Origin of the sequence: Dactylosporangium sp. NPDC000521 (assembly GCF_042898305.1) — a bacterium.
GTDB lineage: Bacteria > Actinomycetota > Actinomycetes > Mycobacteriales > Micromonosporaceae > Dactylosporangium.
In genome coordinates, this window is the sequence record NZ_JBIAYW010000009.1 from 282,380 (window position 1) to 303,231 (window position 20,852).

At 69.1% G+C, this 20,852-nt stretch carries 14 protein-coding genes and 1 tRNA gene; 7 read left to right on the plus strand and 8 right to left on the minus strand.

Features of this window, described 5'->3' with window-relative positions:
• The first annotated feature begins 30 nt into the window (after window positions 1-30).
• Window positions 31-657, plus strand: a complete 627-nt coding sequence (locus ACFY3L_RS29215; protein WP_389330802.1) for a LuxR C-terminal-related transcriptional regulator — start codon at window positions 31-33, stop codon at window positions 655-657.
• Here the strand turns inward: ACFY3L_RS29215 and ACFY3L_RS29220 are convergent.
• Window positions 614-1,498 (minus strand): SDR family oxidoreductase, encoded by an 885-nt coding sequence (locus tag ACFY3L_RS29220; protein WP_389330805.1) that lies wholly within the window; start codon window positions 1,496-1,498, stop codon window positions 614-616. The genes ACFY3L_RS29215 and ACFY3L_RS29220 overlap by 44 nt on opposite strands.
• Window positions 1,499-1,587: 89 nt before the next feature.
• Between ACFY3L_RS29220 and ACFY3L_RS29225 the strand changes: the two genes are divergently transcribed.
• Complete coding sequence (locus ACFY3L_RS29225; protein ID WP_389330808.1) at window positions 1,588-2,145, plus strand: TetR/AcrR family transcriptional regulator; 558 nt, start codon at window positions 1,588-1,590, stop codon at window positions 2,143-2,145.
• 34 nt (window positions 2,146-2,179) lie between these two features.
• Entirely contained in the window at window positions 2,180-4,924 is a 2,745-nt protein-coding gene (locus tag ACFY3L_RS29230; RefSeq protein WP_389330811.1) for an Hsp70 family protein, read from the plus strand.
• A gap of 50 nt (window positions 4,925-4,974) precedes the next feature.
• Here ACFY3L_RS29230 and ACFY3L_RS29235 read toward each other — a convergent pair whose 3' ends face one another.
• Window positions 4,975-6,066 carry an ABC transporter ATP-binding protein gene (locus ACFY3L_RS29235; RefSeq protein WP_389330813.1) on the minus strand — a complete coding sequence of 364 codons (1,092 nt, stop codon included), beginning with the start codon at window positions 6,064-6,066 and terminating at the stop codon, window positions 4,975-4,977.
• 213 nt (window positions 6,067-6,279) lie between these two features.
• Here ACFY3L_RS29235 and ACFY3L_RS29240 point away from each other — a divergent pair.
• Both ACFY3L_RS29240 and ACFY3L_RS29245 read left to right on the plus strand, forming a co-directional pair.
• Window positions 6,280-6,352, plus strand: a tRNA-Thr gene (locus ACFY3L_RS29240).
• Window positions 6,353-6,906: 554 nt separating this feature from the next.
• The gene (locus tag ACFY3L_RS29245) at window positions 6,907-9,786 is read left to right on the plus strand and encodes a DNRLRE domain-containing protein (protein WP_389330816.1); all 2,880 of its coding nucleotides are present in this window, start codon (window positions 6,907-6,909) and stop codon (window positions 9,784-9,786) included.
• Here the strand turns inward: ACFY3L_RS29245 and ACFY3L_RS29250 are convergent.
• Window positions 9,703-10,056, minus strand: coding sequence for a restriction endonuclease (locus ACFY3L_RS29250; RefSeq protein ID WP_389330819.1), 354 nt, complete (start codon window positions 10,054-10,056; stop codon window positions 9,703-9,705). The genes ACFY3L_RS29245 and ACFY3L_RS29250 overlap by 84 nt on opposite strands.
• On the minus strand, window positions 10,050-10,736 hold the full coding sequence (locus ACFY3L_RS29255; protein ID WP_389330822.1) for a hypothetical protein: 687 nt from the start codon (window positions 10,734-10,736) through the stop codon (window positions 10,050-10,052). The genes ACFY3L_RS29250 and ACFY3L_RS29255 overlap by 7 nt, the downstream gene beginning before the upstream one ends.
• Before the next feature lie 600 nt (window positions 10,737-11,336).
• On the opposite strand from ACFY3L_RS29255, the gene ACFY3L_RS29260 reads away from it, so the two are divergent.
• Window positions 11,337-11,975 (plus strand): CBS domain-containing protein, encoded by a 639-nt coding sequence (locus ACFY3L_RS29260; protein WP_389330825.1) that lies wholly within the window; start codon window positions 11,337-11,339, stop codon window positions 11,973-11,975.
• A gap of 36 nt (window positions 11,976-12,011) precedes the next feature.
• Here ACFY3L_RS29260 and ACFY3L_RS29265 read toward each other — a convergent pair whose 3' ends face one another.
• The 4 genes from ACFY3L_RS29265 to ACFY3L_RS29280 form a co-directional block, all read right to left on the minus strand.
• Complete coding sequence (locus ACFY3L_RS29265; protein WP_389330828.1) at window positions 12,012-13,556, minus strand: protein kinase; 1,545 nt, start codon at window positions 13,554-13,556, stop codon at window positions 12,012-12,014.
• Between the two features lie 347 nt (window positions 13,557-13,903).
• Window positions 13,904-14,872, minus strand: a complete 969-nt coding sequence (locus ACFY3L_RS29270; RefSeq protein ID WP_389330831.1) for a hypothetical protein — start codon at window positions 14,870-14,872, stop codon at window positions 13,904-13,906.
• Entirely contained in the window at window positions 14,869-15,198 is a 330-nt protein-coding gene (locus ACFY3L_RS29275) for a nucleotide pyrophosphohydrolase (protein ID WP_389330834.1), read from the minus strand. Before ACFY3L_RS29275 ends, ACFY3L_RS29270 begins: the two co-directional genes overlap by 4 nt.
• A 229-nt stretch (window positions 15,199-15,427) precedes the next feature.
• The gene (locus ACFY3L_RS29280; protein WP_389330837.1) at window positions 15,428-18,583 is read right to left on the minus strand and encodes an AAA family ATPase; all 3,156 of its coding nucleotides are present in this window, start codon (window positions 18,581-18,583) and stop codon (window positions 15,428-15,430) included.
• 781 nt (window positions 18,584-19,364) lie between these two features.
• On the opposite strand from ACFY3L_RS29280, the gene ACFY3L_RS29285 reads away from it, so the two are divergent.
• Complete coding sequence (locus tag ACFY3L_RS29285; protein WP_389330840.1) at window positions 19,365-20,852, plus strand: ATP-binding protein; 1,488 nt, start codon at window positions 19,365-19,367, stop codon at window positions 20,850-20,852.

Sequence of the window (20,852 nt, forward strand, 5' to 3'; positions counted from 1 at the left end):
AGCGCTCTGCTACGGCCTAGGCTTGGTTCCGTGATCCGCGTGGCCGTCGCCGCCGAGCATGCCGAGAGCCGCGCCCTGTTCGCGGCGCTGCCCGGCATCGACGTGGTCGCCTCGGTCGCCACGGGCCGGGAGGCGGCCGAGGCCGTGTCCACCACCCAGCCGGACGTGCTCGTCATGGACCTGCGCCTGGCCGGCCTCGACGCCGTGGTCGCCCGCACCGCCGTGCTGGTGCTGAGCATGTCCGAGGGCGCGGAGCAGGTCTTCGCCGCGATGCGGGCCGGCGCCCGTGGGTACCTCGTCAAAGGCGCCACCCAGGACGAGATCCGCCACGGGATCGCGACGGTCGCGGCCGGTCGCGCGTTCTTCGGCCCCGGCGTCGCCCGCCGGATGCTCGACCACTTCGCGGCGGCCGAGCTGAGCGACCACACCACGGCGGCCGAGTCGAGCGACCACGTTGCGACGGCCGAGCTGAGCGACCACTTCGCGGCGGCCGAGCTGACCGCGAAGGAGCGGCAGGTGCTGGAGCTTGTCGCCGCCGGCCTGCCTGCCGCGACCGTCGCCACCCGCCTCGGCCTGGCCGCGAGCACCGTCGCCGGCTACATGTCGGCGATCGTCACGAAGCTGCACGGAAGTAGTGGCCGGCCGCCAGGTCCTTGAGCAGGCCGGGGTGGGTCGGCTGCCAGCCCAGCAGCTCCCGGGTGATAGCGCTGGACGCGGGGATGTCCGCGGCGAAGAACCGGCCGATCCAGCCGAGCTCCTCCGCGGCGGCCGGTGCGACCGGCAGCCCGAGCCCGTCGCCGATCGCCGTGGCGATGTCACGGGCCGGCACGCCCTCCTCGTCGACCGCGTGCACGATGGTGCCGGCGGGTGCGGCGAGCGCCAGTCGTACAAGGGCGGCGGCGTCGAAACGGTGGACCGCGGGCCAACGGTTGGTGCCGTCGCCGATGTACGACGAAACGCCCCGCTCCCGCGCGATCCGCACCAGCTCGGCCACGAACCCGTGGTCGCCGTCGCCGTGCACGGTCGGGGCGAACCGGAGCGCGACGCTGCGGACGCCCTTCGCGCCGAACTCGAACGCCAGCTGCTCGGCGCCGCCGCGGGGAGCGTCCGGGCCGCTGCTGGGGTTCTGGTCGTGCTCGGTCGCGACCCGGCCAGGCGCGACGAGCGCGACGCCGGACGCGAAGAGGAACGGCTGGCCCTCGGTCAGCGTCTCGCAGAGGGCGGTGATGGCGGCGCGCTCGGTCCGCCCGGCGCCGGCGTAGTCGGTGAAGTCGTGCTTGAACGCCAGGTGCACGACGGCGTCGGCGTTCGCGGCGCCGGCCCGGAGGCTGTCGAGGTCGTCGAGGCTCCCGTTCAGTGCCTCGGCGCCTTTGTCGTGCAGCGCGGCGGCCTGCTGGGTGGAGCGGGCGAGCCCCACGACCTCGTGACCTGCGGCGATGAGCTCGGGAACGACGGCCGATCCGATCCAGCCCGTCGCTCCGGTGACGAAGATGCGCATGATGGTGCCTTCCGTAGACGATGTCAGTCTCTGACATCACCGACCATAGCGCGTGATGTCAGGCGCTGTCATCACTAGACTCGTGAGCCATGGCACGCTGGGAGCCGGACGCGCGGGGACGCCTCATGCTGGCGGCGCTCGCGCTGTACACCGAACGCGGCTACGAACAGACCACCGTCGCCGACATCGCCCAGCGCGCCGGCGTCACCGAGCGCACGTTCTTCCGCCACTTCACCGACAAGCGCGAGGTGCTGTTCGACGGCTCCGCGACGCTGCAGTCCACCGTGGTCGCCGCGATCGCGGATGCGCCGTCGGATGCCCTGCCGCTCGACGTCATCGGCGCCGCCATGGAACGCGCGGCCGTCTCGATGCAGGACCGCCGCGACTTCGCCCGCCAGCGCGCCGCCATCATCGCCGCCACCCCCAGCCTGCACGAGCGTGAGCTGCTGAAACTCGCCACCCTCAGCACTGCGGCGGCCACCGCATTGCAGACCCGCGGCGTGCCCCCGGTCCCCGCCGCCCTCGCCGCCGAACTCGGTGTGGCGGTCTTCAAGGTGGCGTTCGAGCAGTGGATCTCCGACTCGCCGGACTTCCCCACGTGCATCCGCGCCGCCCTCGCCGAGCTCAGCGCACTGCACCGAGCCTGAACGAGCCATTTGGCGGCGCACCTAGGATGGGCCGGTGAATGAGCCTCAGCAGGGCTTCGCGATCGGTGTCGACCTCGGCACGTCGAACACGGTGGCCGTGGTGCGCTGGCCTGACGGGCGTACGCGGCCGCTGCTGGTCGACGGCGCGCCGATCATGCCGTCCGGGGTGTACGTCGACGAGCACGGCAGGATCCACGTCGGTCGTGACGCGGCCCGGCTCGCGGGGCTCGACCCGTCGCGCTTCGAGCCCAACCCGAAGCGCCGCATCGACGAGCCGACCGTCCTGCTCGGCGACCGCGAGATCCCGACCGTCGACCTGCTCGCCGCCATCCTCGCCGCCGTCGCCCGCGCGGCCGTGGAGGCGGTCGGGTTCCTGCCCACCGCGGTCCTGACGTATCCGGCCGCGTGGGGCGCCCGCCGCCGCGACACCCTGGCGACCGCCGCCCGGCGCGCGGGCTGGCCGCCGGTCATGCTGGTCCCGGAGCCGGTGGCCGCCGCGCGCTACTTCGCCGATGTACTGCGCCGCCCCGTCCCCGTCGGCTCCGCCCTCGCCGTGTTCGACTTCGGTGGCGGCACGCTCGACATCGCCGTCGTCCGCAACGACAACGGTCGCTTCACCGTCATCGGCTCCGGCGGCGTCGAGGACCTCGGCGGCCTCGACATCGACGCCGCGCTGGTCGAGCACCTCGGGCAGGTCATCGCCGGGTTCGCGCCCGCGACCTGGGACGCGCTGCGCAACCCTCAGACGACGACGCAGCGCCGGGACCGCCGGCTTTTCTGGGACGACGTGCGCGGCGCGAAGGAGATGCTGTCCCGTTCGACGGTCGCGCCGATCACCGTCCCCGGCGCGGACCAGGCGATCCACCTCACCCGCGAGGAGCTGGACCGGGTCGTCGGGCCGCTGATCCACCGCGCGGTGTGGGAGACGGGCTCGGTGATCGCGTCCGCGGGGCTGCGGGGCGACCAGCTCGCCGGGCTGTTCCTCGTCGGCGGCTCGTCCCGGCTGCCGCTGGCCGCGAGGCAGTTGCATGCTCAGTTGGGGATCGCGCCGACTGTACTGGAGCAGCCCGAGCTTCCTGTCGCCGAAGGGGCGCTGGCTGAGGTGGCGCCGCCACCCGCGCAGATGGGGTTCGGCGGCGCGGAGGTGACCTCCTCGACCGGCTTCGGGGCTGGTGCTTCGACTGGTGCCTTTGGTGGCTCGCCGGCTGGTCCTTCGACCGGTCCTGTGACTGGTCCTGTGACTGGCCCTGTGAGTGGTGCTTTTGGTGGCGCGCCGGCCGCTCCGGTGTCGCCGGGGTTCGGGCCGCCGACGTCCGGCGGGCCTGCGCCGAACGGCTTTCCGATGTCGGCGGCGCAGGTCATCCCGCCCGGCCAGTACGGTGCGACCGCCCCGCCGACCGAGCCCATCACCATTCCTCCCGCAGAGCCCCCTCGCCGCTCGCGCCGCGGCCTGCTCGTCGCCGGCATCGCCGCGGTCGTCGTGCTCGCCCTCGTGGCAGCCGGCGGCTGGTTCTGGTTCCTCCGCGACGGAAACACGGCCGTCGACTTCGCCACCCTGCAGGCCGGGAAGTCGTTCGAGATGGACGACCCCTCGAAGATCGACGCCGCGCTGTCCGTCACGCTCAACGAGCGTGCCGTCATCGGCTGGCAGGTCGACAAGCAGTTCTTCGTCCAGGCCATCGACCTCGACGGCATGAAGGCCTCCTGGTCGAAGGTCGCCCTCGCCGGCGACTACAGCAGGTGGAACCTCGCGGCCTACCAGAACGGCATCGTCGTCACCGCCACCGGCTCGGACCCCGGCAAGATGTTCCTGCTGGACTGGAAGAGCGGCAAGAAGGTCTGGGACGGCCCGTTCGACTCCAATGACGTGCTCTACGGTCTCGGCCCGGTGCTGGCGATCCACCGGTACCAGGGGAAGAAGATCGAGACGGTCACCTGGGCCGGCAAGCCCAGCTGGAGCCGGCCCGACCACGCCGAGGGCTCCGCCCTCTACGTCCAGACCAGGAACACGGACCTCCGCGGCGCGAGCAACTTCGCCGGCGCGCCCGCCGTCCGCGACATGAAGGCCCGCGACGACCTCATCAGCGTCGACGGCGACGACACCATCCGCCTCATCAAGGCCTCCGACGGTACCGACATCCGCAGCTGGAACAACATCGGCGACTACAACGCCAAGTACCTCGCCCACGAGGACAAGCTGTTCGTCGCGGGCGGCAGCACCAAGTACAAGGTCAACGTCTACGACCTGAGCTCCGAAGGCCAGCCGGCGCAGATCTACAGCTTCACGAACGACAAGGTGCAGGTCGTCGACATGGCGCCGTGCGCCGACGACCGGCTGTGCCTCATCGACGGCACGTACGACGGCAAGGACAACAAGGTCCACGCCATCTCCGTCGCCGAGAAGAAGCAGGTCTGGGAGGCTCCGGCGCCCGGCTCGACGGTGCTCGTCCCCGCCGGTCGCCAGGTCTTCGCCACGGACCGGGACAAGCCCGCCAGCGTGCTGCTCACCTACGACGGCAAGCAGGTGCTGCGCAACGAGGACAAGGCCTCCTACGGCGTCCGCGTGACGGCCGGCAGCCTGATGTTCTTCACCGGCACCTTGAGCGCTTCCTCCGGCTACGACGTCTCGCTCGTCGGCGTCACGTCGTCCTCCGGCGAGCGGATCGCCCTGGGCCCGCTGTCTTCGAAGGTGGCCGGCCTGAGCTGCTCGTGGAACGCCTCGGTGATCCTGTGCGCCTCGGAGGGCAAGTTCCAGGTGTGGCGGTTCGCCGCTGCTTAATGAAAAGAGGCCGCCTCCGTGGTGGAGGCGGCCTCTTCTTTGTGGCTAGTTCAGATGCGCAGGCCCGTGTTGGCGTTGAACGCGTGGTGCGTGTTGATGTGCGGCCGGACGTACACGATCTCCGTCAGGCGCGGCGTGCGGCGCGGGTCGGCCCGGACGACGAAGCGCTCGTCCTGGCCGTCGAGCGCGACGGTGCCGTGCACGTACGCGTCCGAGCCCAGCTCCTCGACCAGGTCGACGGTGATCGGGATGCCACCGTCGTTCGGCCCGACCAGGTCCGTGTCCTCGGGCCGGAACCCGACCGTGACGCGGTTGCCGCCACCGTCGGCCTGCGCCGCGGAGATCTGCTGCGGGGTCAGCGGCAGCGTGACGTCGCCGAAGCGGCCGCCCTTCTCCGTCAGCGGCACCGTCTTGATGTTCATCGCCGGCGAGCCCATGAAGCCCGCGACGAAGACGTTGGCCGGACGGTCGTACAGCGCACGCGGGCTGTCGACCTGCTGCAGCACACCGTCGAGCAGCACGGCGACCCGGTGACCCATGGTCATGGCCTCGACCTGGTCGTGCGTGACGTACACGGTGGTGATGCCGAGCTTGGCCTGCAGGGTGGCGATCTGCGAACGCGTCTGCACACGCAGCTTCGCGTCGAGGTTCGACAGCGGCTCATCCATGAGGAAGACCTGCGGCTCACGCACGATCGCGCGCCCCATGGCGACACGCTGCCGCTGACCACCGGACAGCGCCTTCGGCTTACGGCCGAGGTAGTCCTCCAGCTGCAGCATCGACGCGGCTTCCTTCACCCGCCGGTCGATCTCGTGCTTCGGCGTCTTGCGCAGCTTGAGGGCGAACGCCATGTTCTCGTACACCGTCATGTGCGGGTACAGCGCGTAGTTCTGGAACACCATCGCGATGTCCCGCGCCTTCGGCGGCAGGTGCGTGACGTTCCGGTCGTTGATCAGGATGTCGCCCGCGTCCACGTCCTCGAGACCGGCGAGCATGCGCAGCGAGGTCGACTTCCCGCAGCCCGACGGGCCGACGAGGACGAGGAACTCCCCGTCACCGATCTCGAGGTTGAGCTGGTCGACCGCGGGACGCGGCGTCCCCGGGTAGATCCGGGACGCTTTCGCGTACGTGACCGTAGCCATGACAGAGTGCCACCTTCCACCGGCAGGAACGTGCCGGACGATCCGAGTAGAAGCTCCCGACCGCGGCGGTGCAGCCAGAAGTTGCGCTAACACTAGGCGGCGATTCCGCCCCTGCCAAGGTCGCCGGCCCTCTTTGCCCAGTTTGATGCCAACTCGCCCGACCCGTATGTCGGAGGCGAGCCCCCCACCCGGCCCGGTAGGATCACCCCACCGGCCGACGTGGCGCAATTGGTAGCGCACCCGACTTGTAATCGGAAGGTTGCGGGTTCAAGTCCCGCCGTCGGCTCTTTCCTGTAGCTCCGTTACCGCTGGTGGCGGGCGTGCTGTATCGGCTAACGTCGATGCAAGAGCTAGTTGATCTTGTTGATGAGTGCCGCTGGTGGCAAGATCGGTAGCAAACTCAGATGCCGTGCCGGTGCCGGGCGATCCGTAGAGCCCGCCGGCAGTGAGCGAGCAAGCTGAGCAAGTTCTTGTCGTCGCTCTTGGCTCAGTCGTGTTGCGGCCAGACCAACTCGAGCCGGCCGTCTCGCCGGACGACCCCGGATCTGCCCGTCGCTATTGATAGCCGTCTCAATGACCTGCCGGATGCCGACCTGGCCGTCAACCACCCGCACCCTCCTTGATCGTGTTCGGGCTCAACGATGCAGTTCGGGCGGCGCCACGGGGTGTGCAGGTCGGCGGGTCGTCGCCTCCGCGCGGGGGTCGTGGTTTGCGACGAATTGGCGGTCTGGCGTGATTGTCCATATTGGATACTCGGTCACATCGTGATCGATGGTAGGTCTACGATCCCGGTGCCCGGTCGGTGATTGCCGTGCCGGGATTCGGGGAGGAACCACCCATATGGCAAGCGTACGCAGCATCCTGCTGTCCGCTGGCGCCGCGCTCACCGTCGTTGCGGCCACCGCACAGCCCGTCCACGCTCAGGCCGAGCCGGTCAACCTCAGCCCCGTCAAGTGGGCCTGGACCGACTCACGCAACCCGTCGACCAGCTTCATCAACCAGGCCGGGGATCTGCCGGTCGGCACGTCGCTCGACGCCGCCGGCAAGGCGCACACGCGGCGGTCGTATCTCACCTTCGACCTCACCGGGTTCAAGGGCCAGGCCGTCCACCTGGCCATTTTGAACTCGAGCGAAACCAACGTCACCGACTGCAGCGCCGCCGCGCCCGTCGAACTCTGGCGGACCTCGGCGATCAAGGACAACACGGCGTGGAATCGGGCGCCGCAGGAGATCGAGCGGATCGGGGAGGCGTCGCTCGGCGCTGGGAGCTGGTCCTGCCCCGGCGGGTTGGGGTTCGATCTCACCGAGGCGATCGGGGTCGCGGTCGCTCGCGGGGACAAGGCGTTCACCGTCGAGCTGCGGATCGCGGCGGCCGCTGAGAGCGACCGGCGGCTCGGGCGGTCGGTGCGGCAGCCGCGGATCGTGGCGACTGGTAACCACCTGGCGGTCGCGTCCGAGCTCAAACTGCAGTATCCGGACGGCACCTGTGGGACGGCTGCCAAGCATCCGACCGCGGGGTCGTCTCCGACCTTCTCCGCCAAGGTCACCGATGACGATGTCAACGACCCCAAGACCGTGATTTTCGCCGTCTGGGATGCCGATCACCCGGACCAGCGGCGGGAGTTCAGCGGAGGGACCTACGGCGGCGGCGTGTACCAGGCGTCCACTGACTTCAGCGGGTACGCCGACGGGACCCTGGTCGCCTGGAGTGCTCGGGGTTACGACTACACCGACTACGGTGCGTGGGCGAAGACCTGCTACGTCACCGTGGACAAGACGGCGCCCGCGCATGAGCCGGGAGTCGCCTCGAAGCAGTACCCGGCCGGTAATGTGCCGTCGGGCGGGCCCGGAGTGGTCGGCCGGTTCCGGTTCGACGCCGCTGGGGACCCCGATGTGGCCGCGTTCTCCTGGCGGGACATGGTTGGGCGGAGCGGAGTCGTGAAGGCGAACCGATCCGGCGGGGCGGTGCTCGAGTACACACCGGACACGTCGGGGACGGTGTCGCTGTACGTAGCCGCCATCGACGCGGCCGGCAACCGCGGTCCGGAGAAGGACTACCGGTTCACCGTGCGCAACACTTCGCCGTACGGGTCGGTCGACGTGGCCGGGGTCGGGCTGCCGAGCACGATCAACCTGACCGCGACGGCGAGCGATACGACGACGCTGTCGTACCAACTGCCGGATGCGGCCGAGGTCAAGCTGCCCGTGGCGGGCGGCAAGGCGAGCGGACCGGTCACGTTCACCAAGACCGGGTACGTCGACATCACGCTGCGGGCCTACAAGGGCACGAAGATGATCGGGCAGAGCAAGCTCTCGACCGTCGTCAGCGACGAGCCGGTGGTGCAGTCGGCCGAGTTCGACGTGTTCACCAACCAGATCGAGGGCAAGACCGGCTCGTTCACGTTCAAGCCGCGCCGGTCCGGAGTGGTGGCCTACCAGTACGACATCGGCGGCCGCACCGGGCGGGTCGACGCCGGCGCGGACGGCAGCGCCGTACTGCCGTACACCGCCGACACGCCCGGGTTCTTCAACATGCTGGTGAGCTCCGTGTCGGCCGACGGGACCGTCTCGCAGACGACGCAGCACTACTTCTCGATCATCCCGGTGCGCCCATACGTCAATGCGTGGAATCAGACGAACTGGCCGCGGACTGACGGCGTCGGGATCTCGCAGCGGATCGAGTTCGGCAGCCAGCTGCCGGACCTCACCGGGTTCGTCTACCGCTTCGACGGCGGGCCGGAGACCTCGATCTCCAGCAACGGCAACACCTACGCCTACATCGACGTGACGCCGGCGCACGCCGGGGACACGACGGTCATTGCGCAGGCCGTGCGGGCCGACGGGAGCCGGTCGCCGGAGACGCGGTACACCTTCCAGGTCTTCTCCGGTCCGGTCGTCACCTGGACACCGGCCGGCGAGGTGATCATCAACCATCCAGTGACGGTCACCTTCCGGGCCGCGCTGCCCGGCGCGACGCTGTTCCGCTACACGCTGCCGTACGGCGACGAGGACCTCACCGTGCCTGTGGGCGCGGACGGTACGGCGACGGTGACGTACACGCCGCTCTCGCCGGGCCTGGACAACATCCTGGTCCGAAGCGTCGCCGCCGACGGGACGGAGTCGGAGCAGCGCCGCCAGTACATCTCCGTCATGGATGACAGGGTCACCGTTTACGCACCGTGGAACGAGTACAACCCGACCGGCGGCATCGGCATCCCCGGCACCGTCGGCTTCTACTCGCAGCTGGTCCCGAACATCGTGGAGTTCCGATACCACCTTGAGGACGGGCCGGTCGTCGCCGTGCCGCCCACGCCGGAGAGCACCACGACGTACACCGAGATCACGCCTACGCACAACGGGCTGAACACGCTGTACGTTCAGCAGGTGTTGCCCGGCGGCGAGCTCTCGTCGGTCACCGAGTACCGCTTCCTCGTCGGTACCGCGACGAAGGTGGTCTCGGCGCAGTACCCGCCCTACGTGTGGGGCGGCGGCGCCGGCGTCGAGGGGACCTTCGAGTTCACGGCCGGCACCGACGGGGTCGTGTCGTTCGACTACCAGTTCGACTACGGCGACACGCAGACCGTCGTGGCGGTGAACGGCCACGCCACGGTGACGTGGACGCCTTCGGAGGCCGGCTCACACAACCTGGTCGTCACCGGGCGCCGCGCCGACGGCAGCACGACCGATGTGACGTCGCAGTACCTGCTCGTGCAGTACTAGGTCACGACCGGATTCCCCGGCCGGGCTCTCACCGGCCGGGGAATCCGGGACGTCAGAGGATGCCGTGGGCCTGCTCGGCCCGTATCCGCTGGTGGTGATCAGGATGCCGCTCTTGGCGCCCTCGTGCGCCCTCGTGCCGTAGAGATCCCGTACTGCGGTCGGTGGCACGGTCTTGTCGTAGAGCTTGGCTTGGATGACGTACTTGCCGCCCCGGATCGGCGTGGGGTCGTAGGCCACGCAGTTCACCCCGCCGTCGCCGCTGGTCACCACGTACGCGGGGCTCTGGTCGCCGAGGTCACCCGGCGTGAGGTCGGTTCACCCGGCGTGTCGGGCCAGGTGTCGCTCTCGTAAGGCTCCGGAGCGCCGGCGTAGGGCTCGGGCACGTTCGCGTACGGCCCGGGGGCCGTGTGGTATCGGGCGGTCAACTCCGGTTCGGCGTCCCGGGACGGGGCTCCCAGGCCGAGCCCGTCGATGCCAACCGGACGGTCTTTTGCCGGTGCCGTCTCGGGCGCCGAGTCGGTAGGTCGTGGCCAGCTTCGCCAGCGCTGCACGCTGATCGCGCCAACGAGCAGGAGCACGCCCAGCACCATCGTGGTGCCTGTGCGTATCGGCGCGGCCAGATCGAGGTGCCGACCTGCCACCCACACATCGTCGCTGAACATATTCACCACTCGTGACGGCGCGACCAGCAACATCACGTAGCTCGATGTGTACACAACGCCGATCACCGTCGCCCCGAGCGGGGAAATCCGTAGTGTGCCGAGGACGCCCAGCAGCAGTCCGGCCACAGCCAGCAACAGCAACGGCCGTACGAAGTCGCCGGTATGCAGAGCGCCGCCGTGATTCGTGTCGGCGAATGCGTTGGCAGATCGCTCCTGTCCGAACGCCAGCAGGACCCAGGCCAGTGGAGCGACGACGATCGCAGTGATCAGGGTTCGAATGTGTCGCATACCGTTTCCTACTGCATTCCGAGCGCAAGCGCGAGCCGGTCGCTTTCCGTGTGCGGCCGGATACAACAACCAACCGGTCGGCTGTCGGTGAAATTGTTCAACGTCCATGCTCCCTGGATCGTAGGTTCCACCCGCATGAAAGGCGTTCAACCGCCGAGTACCGTTACACTGCCGCCGATTTGCCCAGCGCGAAACGCTGAGCACATGCCCGATCACTTCGGGTGCGGCTGGCGGTCGGCTCTTTCTCTACCCTCGCTGAACTGCGGCTTCTCCGCCTCGTCGCGAAGTCAAAATGACGTTCGTCGCTGAAGCGGTTGCGGTGTACATGTGGCGGCGCCGGTAGTCAGGTCGGGGTTCTGGGTGACCAGCGGGCAGTTGAGCGCCCGTGCTTCCCAGAGGGCGTGACGGGCGGCGTACGTCTTGAGGTCGTTCCTGCCTTGTCGCCCAGCTGATGAGTCCAGCCGAGGGGCGCGCCGTGGGCCGCCGATCATGGGCCGGATGCTGACGGGGTGGTGCCGTCCGTGGTGGCGGCGACGTAGCGTTGGCCGGGTACCGCTGTTGTCGGCTCTCTTGCGTTGACGTACGCCAGAGGAGGACACCATGCCCTTGGACAAGATGATGGAGTCCGCCAAGCGTGGCCTGGCCACGAGCCGGGCCCGGATTGATGAGACGAAAGCTCAGCGGCAGCGCGAAAAGCTGCTGTACGAGCTCGGCAAGGCCAGCTACGCCGAACACACCGGCCACGCGACTCGTGAAGCCGTGGCCAGCAAGCTTCGCGATCTGGACGAGCATGAGCAGACGCTTCGCGCGAAGCAGGGGCGGCAGGCGAGAGACATCATGCACCCGGGAGCCGAGTGCGTCGGTGAGGGCGAGACCGCCGCGGACGCCGCGCGGAGGATGCGCGAACTCGGTGTCGGCTCCCTGCCGATCTGCGGCGCGGACGATCGGCTGCACGGCATCATCACCGACCGCGACATCGTCGTGCGGTGTATCGCTGAGGGCCGGGATCCCGCGCACGTCAGTGTGCGCGAGCTGACCGGGGGTGAGCTGGTCTGGGTCGACGCCGGCGCCGGTGTCGACGAGGTCCTGCATCAGATGGAGGACCGCCAGGTCAAGCGGCTGCCGGTCATCGAGAACCACCGCCTGGTTGGCATGATCAGCGAGGCCGACCTGGCTCGCAACCTTGACGAACGCCGGCTGGCCGAGTTCGTCGGGAAGGTCTACGCGACGTCTTCATGAACCGGGCCGTGGCGGGCGCGTGGGGGTCCGCAAACCCTAGGCCGACGGACTGAGCGGCTTGGCCGTCGCAGGGAACGGCAGGTTCGCTGCGAGCTGGTCGGCGGGGGTGCGGACCGCCGCGTACCCGGTGTCGGTGAGCGTGCCGTCCTGGTGCAGCTGGTCGAGCCGGTTGCGCAAATTGATGAGCTCCTCTGCGGCGCCGTCGCCGTTGCCGCGCGCGAGCTCGCGGGCGAGGTTGTCGAACCTGCGGTTCAGCTCACGCGCGGTACCGCGGTCCAGGCCGCCGTCACCGGCCTGGGCCTGCACGGCGGCGCGGGCCGCGGCCAGCGTCGCCTCGATCGGGTCGCTCGGTGTGTCGCTTGGCGTGTCACTCGGGGTTTCGGTCGGCGTCGGGCTCGGGGTGCTCGGGGCGTCGGTCGGCGGGTCACTCGGCGCCGTGCTCGAGGTACCCGCGGACGGCAGAGAATGGGTCGTGTCCGCGGGAGTGGGCGCCGCGGCCGGGTGGCCGGACCGGTCCGGGAGCACACCGAGCGCGAACACGGCGACGGCCGCCGCACCGAGCGCTGTCATGGCGATCCCGGCGGTACGGCCCCGTCGCCGGTCGGCCGACGTGGGTGGCTCGCTTAGCGCGGGCATGCTCTGCGTTGCCGGCCGCACCGGGGCGCGGCCGCGGATCGGCGCCTCACCCTTAATCGCGGCCGGTCCTGCATCACGTGCGAATGCGGCCGGTTCGACGGTACGTGGGAACACAGCCGTTGCGGTCCCGCCGGCGGCACCGGCCAGAGCCGCGCGGACCTGCGCCGCACTTGCCGGCCGGTCCACCGCGCGCTTGGCCAGCAGTGCGCCGACCAGCCCGGCGAGCCGCGGCGGCAGGCCTGGCCGCAGAGTCGTCACCGGTACCGCTGCCTGGTGTACCTGCTGCCAGGCGATCTGCACCGGCGAGCCTTCGGTGAACGGCGGACGGCCGGTGAGCATCGCGTACAGCACACAGCCCAGCGCGTACAGGTCGGTCCGGGCGTCGACGGGCTCGCCGAGGACCTGCTCCGGCGCCATGTACGAGCTGGTGCCGACGACGGTGGCGGGTGCGGTCAGCGCTGCCTGCGCTCGGTCGGTGATGCGGGCGATGCCGAAGTCGCAGACCTTCACCCTGCCCTCGTCGCTGATGAGGATGTTGGCCGGCTTCACGTCCCGGTGTACGACTCCGGCGTCGTGCGCGGCCGCCAGGGCGTCGCACACCTGCTCGGCGATGTGCACCGCACGCCGCGGATCCAGCGGGCCCGTGGCCAGCTCCTCGGCGAGGCTGTGGCCTTGGACCAGCTCCATCACGAGGTACGGCTTACCGTCGTCCACCCCGACGTCGTACACCGCCACGATGCTCGGGTGTGACAGCCGCGCAGCGGTGTGCGCCTCGCGCTCGAACCGCTGCGGTAGCGACGGATCAGCGCCGCCCTGGTCGTTCAGCATCTTCACGGCCACGGACCGGTCCAGCCGCCCGTCGACGGCCAGCCACACGTCGGCCATGCCACCGCGACCGATGACCGATCGCAGCTCGTACCGGCCGTTCAACAGACGCCCCACCATGATGCACAACCTTGGCACAACCGCCCTAATCACCTCATAGGGGCGTCACGACACGTCACAGTAGCTACCAGCCCGGCGTCGCCCTGCCTCGGCCGGACAGCCTGGTGGCCGCCGTGTGCGCCGGCCATGAGACCGTCAGGGACCGTGTACGGTTCTCCGGCATCACATTGTTGATCTGGTGGGAACGTCCCCAATTCGGAAACGCCAGCACTGGTTCGGCGGGTCCACGGCTCATAACCGTCGACCCGTCCACCTACGCGGCTTCCAGCGTCCTATTCAATCTGTGCACGAATTCCCGTAGCACCAGCTTCAATACGACGTCCGCCAGGAATGTCGGCAACCGTCGGCTACGGCGCCCGACGGGCTGGTTCGCGGACAAAGTTGCCGTGTGTGGGCTCGTAGATGATGTCGATGTCGAGACCGGTCAGGAGGTCGACGAGATCCTGCTTTGGACGGGTCGGTAGGAGTACCGCCCGGGAGCGGGGCCGGACGAAGCGGGCGTAATCGTAGAGCTGACCGATCGCGTGGCGGATGTGTTCGCGGCCTGCGGTGGACTTGGCCTCCACGAGCTCTTCGGTGTCCACCTCGAAGACGTCGGTGAAAAAGGTGTCCAGGCCGCCAGGCAGGGTAATCAGGTTCCGGACCGCTCGGCGACCGAGGCCGGCCAGATAGGCCTCGTAGCGCATCACCAGGTCGGCCTCGCGACGGGTTGCCTGGCGAGACTCGCCGGGGCGGCGGACGAAGGCGCGGGTCATGTTCCGCTCCAGCGCGATGGTGCGGATGACCGCACCGGTGGCCAGACGCTGGTCGGGTGCGATCGGTGGCGGGTCGACCAGCGGCGGCCCGAGCACCGGCCACCCCTTCTGTAAGGCAGAGTGGCGGATCGCCCGGATGGCGTCCTCGGAGAAGTCGGCCGCCGGGACCGGCCCGAAGGTGTCGTCCGGCTCGTCGGGCTCGAGGGTGACGCGGTACGGGTACAGGTCGTCGGGCCAGACCGGTTTGACGTGGTCCTCGTACAGCGGGGCGCGTAGGAGGCGCTGGGTCACCGAGCGGATGGTCGCGCCCGTCCAGGCATCGAAGTCCTCGTCGCGGGTGCGCGGCCAACCCTTCGGTGCAGGGCTCGGCGGCTTGATGCCACGAACGAAGATGATCCACGTCGGTTCGTCGCGGTCCGGGTCACGAAGCCACTGCTCGGCCTGGGCGACCAGCGGGCCGCCGCCGTCGAAGGTCTTCCACCCCCAGATGTTGCCGCGCATACCGATCCTGAAGTTGCCGTCAGCACGCTCGCCGACGTACACATACGCGCTGCGGCTCATGCGGAACGGCCCTCGATCGGCGGGAAGCGCTGCTCATTACGGGCGATCTTCGCGGCCACGGCCTTCGCCACGTCGACACCTGCGACATCGGCGAACCGGAGCAGATAGATGAGGACATCTGCCACCTCTTCCGCGACGCGGTCCATGGGCGGCGGCTCCGGCGGGTCCCACTGGTACAGCTCAGCGAGTTCGCCAACTTCACCAACCAGCGCGAGGATCAGGTTGCGCGGGCTGTGGTACCGGGGCCAATCGCGGGCTTCGGCGAAGCGGCGCAGCTCTCGCTGCACCTGCGCCGGCCATTCGTGGGGCTGTTCGTTGTTCGGCATTGTCGCCAGTCGATCAGCGCCCCAGCCGCAGCGATGCGATGGCCTTAAGGCCGTCGGGCTCACCTGAGATCGAGTCGCCCTCAAGTGCCCTGAGGGCGGTCTTATAGTCAGCTCGGTGACGCCGACGCCGGGACGCGACAGCCGTCGCACCCTTGTATGAACGGCTCGCTCACATCGGACTTGCGGCCGCTGATCGGCGTGGATTCGACTTGGCAGGCGGCTACGCCGCTCAGGCGTCCTCCAAGTCCTCCGGGAGCAGGGTGGTCAGCGCCTCCCTGTCCATGTTGGCGGTGCCGCGCAGCCGCATCGCTTGGCGGCCGGTCATCGACTCCAGCAACTGTCGGGCGGCGCGGGCGTTGCCGAAGGAGTCGTCGGGGTTGCCAGAGTCAGGCGAGCTGGCTTCGAATGCCGCCCGTACTGCTGCCAGGGTGTTCGGTGGGCACTGGTAATGCTGCTCGGACGCCATCTGGTGGAAGATGGCGACGAGCTCGTCGACGGTGTACTGGGCGAATTCGATCCGCCGGCCGAACCTGCTGCGCAGTCCAGGGTTGGTGATCAGGAAGCGGTCCATCTGGGCCGGGTAGCCGGCGACCACCACGACGACCTCGTCCCGGTGGTCCTCCATCAGCTTCACGAGCGTGTCGACCGCTTCCCTGCCGAAGTCGTGCCCGGGGCCGTCGTGTGCGGAGAGCGTGTACGCCTCGTCGATGAACAGCACACCGCCGCGGGCCTCCTCGAATCGTGAGGTCGTCTTGAGCGCGGTCTGGCCGACGAGCCCGGCGACCAGGTCAGACCGGCTGACCTCCACCATGCCGCCGTCGGCGAGCACGCCGAGCGCGGCGAGCAGCCGCCCGTACAGGCGGGCGACCGAGGTCTTGCCGGTGCCCGGCGGTCCCACGAAGATCAGGTGCCGGCTCAGCGGCTGCACCGGCAGTCCGAGCGCGGCGCGGTGCTGGGCCATCTCGACCTGCGCGACCAGCGTCGCCACTTCCCGCTTGACCGCGCCGAGGCCGACCATGGCGTCGAGTTCGGCGAGGAGCCGCTGCGTCTCTTCCGGGTCGGCGACGCCCACTCCAGCGGCGATGCCCGAGGCCGCTCGTGCCGCCGTCACGTCCTCGGGCAACAGCGTCGTCAACGCTGCCACGTCATAGGCGTCGTTCCGGGCTGAGCGGCGAGCCAGGTTCTCCCGCATCGCCTGGAACAGCATCCGGGCCGCCCGTCCGTTGCCGAAGTTGGCGGTACGGCTGAGCTGAATCATCGTCGCGGTCAACGCTGCGCGGGTCTCGTCGAGTACGACATAGGCCTCGTCCGTCGCGAACTTCTCGACGATCTCGACGAGCTCCTCGACCGTGTAGTGCGGAAAGTTGATCGTCGTGGTGAACCGGCTCCGCAGGCCAGGATTGACGTCCAGGAGCTTGCGCATCTCGTTCGGGTAACCGGCCATGATCACGATGACCTCGTCCCGGCGGTCCTCCATCAGCTTGATCAGCGTGTCGATCGCCAGCCGGCCGAAGTCGTTGCTCTCCTCGTTGCCAGAGGCGGGCGCGAGCGCGTAGGCCTCGTCGATGAAGAGGACCCCACCCCGAGCACGCTCGAACGCGGCGAGCGTGCGCTTCTCCGTCTCACCGATGTGTGAGCCGACCAGCTTCGCCCGATCCGCTTCCTCGACGTGGTCACGCGCGATGAGGCCGAGGGCAGACGCGATCGCCGCGTAGCGCCGCGCGACCTCGGTCTTGCCGGTGCCCGGCGGTCCCGTGAAGATCAGGTGCCGCTCCAGCGTCACGGGTGTCAGCCCACGCTCGGCCCGGCGCCGCTGGTAGTCGGCGAAGTCGACCAGCTTCCGCACTTCTTCCTTGACCCGACCCAGCCCGATCATCGCGTCGAGCGCAGCGAGTGCCGCGTCGAGCTGGGGGCCCCGCTCTGCTGGTGCGGCCGGATCAGTGGTCGATGTCGCCGCTGTACTGCTGGCGGCGCTGCGCGTGGTTTGGCCGCCCGACGTCCGCCGTCCTTCATCGGTGGCCGGGCCGCCGCCGGCAGGAGCTGACACGCGTGCCGTGGCAGGCAATGGGCCGACATGACCTGCGAACGTGACCGGTTCGCCGCCCCTGAGCCAGACGTCATCCTCGGCGTTGCCGGTGGCGGTGCAGTCGGTCACCTCCATCTCGCCGCACGCGTCGAACTGGATGCCGTCGCGGCGGTTACCGGTGGCGGCGCAACGGATCAGCTCGCCGCTCGTGCCGCCCCCGACGTAGATGCCCACGACGCAGTCGGTGACGCTGACACCGGTCAGCGTGGCACGCGCATTGCTCAGGGCGATGCCCGTCTGCCCACCGGAGTTGACCCGTACGTCGCTGGCGACCAGACGGGCGCCCTGAGCGACGATGCCGGACCCCTCGGCACGCTCGATGCTCACGCCGGACATGGTCGCGGTGCCCTGGGAAATGACAAGGCCGACGCCGACATCACGCAAGGCCAGGGTGTCCAGCCACACCTCGGCCGTCGGCCCCTGAATGCCGACCGCCGGCACACTCTTGTCCGCGACGTCACGCACCGTCCAGTGGCTGTACCTTCCCTTGGCGTTGGTCACACCCAACGCCTGCGAGGCGACCGACTCCATGGTCACGTGCTGCATCACAGGTGCCGCGTCGCCGGTCACCTGTACCCCCAGGCCGTTGATGCGCCGCAGCTGGACGTGCTCGAACCGTGGCGATGCACCCGCTTCGACCGCGATCGCGCTGGCTCCATCGACCTGCTCGACGGTGCACTCCTCGAACGTGCCGCCGGCGCCGCGGACCACGATCGCCTGCGCGACGAGCTCCCTCAACCGCGCCCGCCGCACAACCGGCCTGGCGCCGCTCTCCACCATGACGGCCGGCATCTTGCTTCCGGTGACGGTCACATCGACGCACTCACCGGACGCGCCGTTACGCCAGTACAGACCGTTGCCGGACGGTTCAGTGACGGTACATGCGGACACCGCGACCACCGCGTTGTCGGCCACGATCCCGCTCACCCCGACCGGCCCGATCGCGCACCGCTCGACGACGCCCTTCCCACCACGCACATGAATGCCGTCCGCCGCAGTCGAACGCAGCGAGCACCCACGCACAGTGGCCGCCCCACCCCGGACGAAAACAGCCGAAGCGACGCCCTCCACCTGGCAGTTCTCGGCAAGGATCTCGCCGGCGTCAACCAGCACCGTGGCGAAGTCCGGGTCGCTACCAGCGACCGACAGTCCACTCAGGACCGACGCCCCACCGCGGACGTGAATGGCAGCTCCCTGCGCCGAGCGCCACCGCACAGAACCGGCACCGTCGCGGGCCATGATCCGAACCGCCCGGGTCAGCACCACCGACTCCTGATAGTCGCCCGGTAGGACGAGCACCGTCGCACCTGCCGGCGCGGCTGCTATCGCCGCCGCGATCGACGGATACCCACCCGACCAGCCACGCGCGACTTGCAGCACCACACTCATTTGTGCCCTCCCGTGCGCTGCACTGTACCGGGACGGGCCACCCCGTGGCCGCCACCCGGAAGGACGGGGACGGGCACTCGGCCATCGATTGAATACGATGGTCTCCCGCCGCGCCGGGGAGAAACCGTGACCGCCCCTGGAGACAACTACCGGCAGCCGCCGGGGACGTTGAGGCCGCACTGCTGCTGTAGGCGGTGAGCAGGCGTTCGTCGGCGCCGTCGGTGCGTGCGGAGCGGATCACATCCAGACGCGTCGTTCTTATGTCCGGGTGAGGTTGCCTTTGAGCGGAGGCGGACTACCGCTCGTGACTAACGCATTCGCATGTCATCGTTACCTGGGTCGATCCTCATGCGCGGGTAGAAGCCGATCAGCGTTCGGCCTGTTTGATCCAAGTCCCAGTCCGACTGGTGGGTGGTCGGGCCCGACGCTACCGCGACCAGCCGCCATTCGGGTGATCGTGCGGCACGGTGCTACCACTCGGCCAACCGCCGTGGACATGCAGTCGGCAGCCGCCGGCGAAGGGATTGAATAGGGGGACCGTCCACGATCGTGGCGCCTTTTCGGGCGCGGGCCCTCACCCTCCGCCCTATACTCTCGGGGACCTGGCGGACACTCGCTGAGTAGAGCCGATGCCGGACAGCAGTACAGCGGAACCTTGTGACGTTCTACCATCCGGATTGGAACCGACGCGGTGAATCACGACGTGTCACCCGGCTACGACGTCGCCAACCCGGATCCCGCCGGTACGGTGGCGTCGCTGCGTTCGCTCGGCTACAGCCTGGAGGCTGCGGTGGCAGACCTTGTCGACAACAGTGTGTCGGCGGGGGCGCGGCGGGTGGACGTGGTGTTCAGCTGGGACGGCCGTGACTCGTGGGTCGCCATCGCCGATGACGGCCGAGGCATGGACCGCGACGAGCTGGTGACTGCCATGACGGTGGCCGCCCGCGGCCCATCAACGGAGCGGACGGTGCAGGATCTTGGCCGCTTCGGGATGGGCTTGAAAACCGCGTCGTTCTCTCAGGCGGGCCGGTTGACCGTGTCGAGCCGGCCGGCCGATGGCGACGTCACAGTGCGGACGTGGGACCTGGAGGTCGTTGCCGGAACCGGGGAGTGGCGGCTCCTGCACGGCGCTGATGCTGGAACGCAGGAGGTGCTCGGTCGGTTCGGCGACGGGGCGGGGTCGGGAACGGTCGTTGTCTGGAGGAGCCTGCACCGGTTCGATCTTGACGGCGTCGTCGTGGACGATCCCGCGGTCCAGCGCCAGTTCTACGTGGAGATGGGTCGGGTCGAGGCCCATCTGGCGATGGTCTTCGGGCGGTTCCTGTCGGGTCGCGGGCGGCTGGAGTTGACGGTGAACGGCACCGCTCTGGTCGGGTGGGACCCGTTCGTGCGCAGCCACCCGGGTGTACAGCGGCTTCCAGCCGAGGACATCCCAGTCGGCGGTCACTCGGTGAGGATCGAGCCGTATGTTCTGCCGCACCCGAAGCGGTTGGAGAAGGACGCCGACCAAGTGGCCGGGCCGGCGGGCTGGTTGGACCAGCAGGGCTTCTATGTGTACCGGCGGGATCGGCTGATTCTTGCGGGGGATTGGCTCGGCATCCGCACGTTCCGGCGGGACGAGAGGTACAACCTGGCGAGGATCGCCGTCGATGTGCCCGCGGAGGCGGACTCTGACTGGGCGATTGATGTGCGCAAGTCTACTGCTGTCCCTCCGGTAGGTGTCCGACGTCATCTGCAACGTATCGGGCAGCGGACCCGGACACTGGCTGCCGAAGTGCTCAGTCATCGGGGACGGATCAATGCTCGTGCACATGGTGCGGAGTTCGTCTATGCCTGGCGTGTTGATAAGGCCGACGGCCGGATCCGGTGTCGGATCAACCGGGAACACCCCTTGGTTCGGGAGGTTCTCCGGGGCGGACCGGACGGCGCGGTGGACGCCCGTGCCCTGATCCGACTGTTGGAGGAGACCGTTCCGGTCGCCGCTCTGCGGATCATGCATGACGTCGACACCGCAGATGATCCTGAGCCGTTCCTCGGCGTCGCGCCCCAAGAGGTCACCGCTGTCGCCGAGCGTATCTATGCGTCCCTCGTGCACCAGGGCCGCACGCCACACGAGGCCAAACAGCGGCTGGCTGTCATGTCGCCGTTTGACCAGCTCGACGGCTTCTGGCGGAGCTGA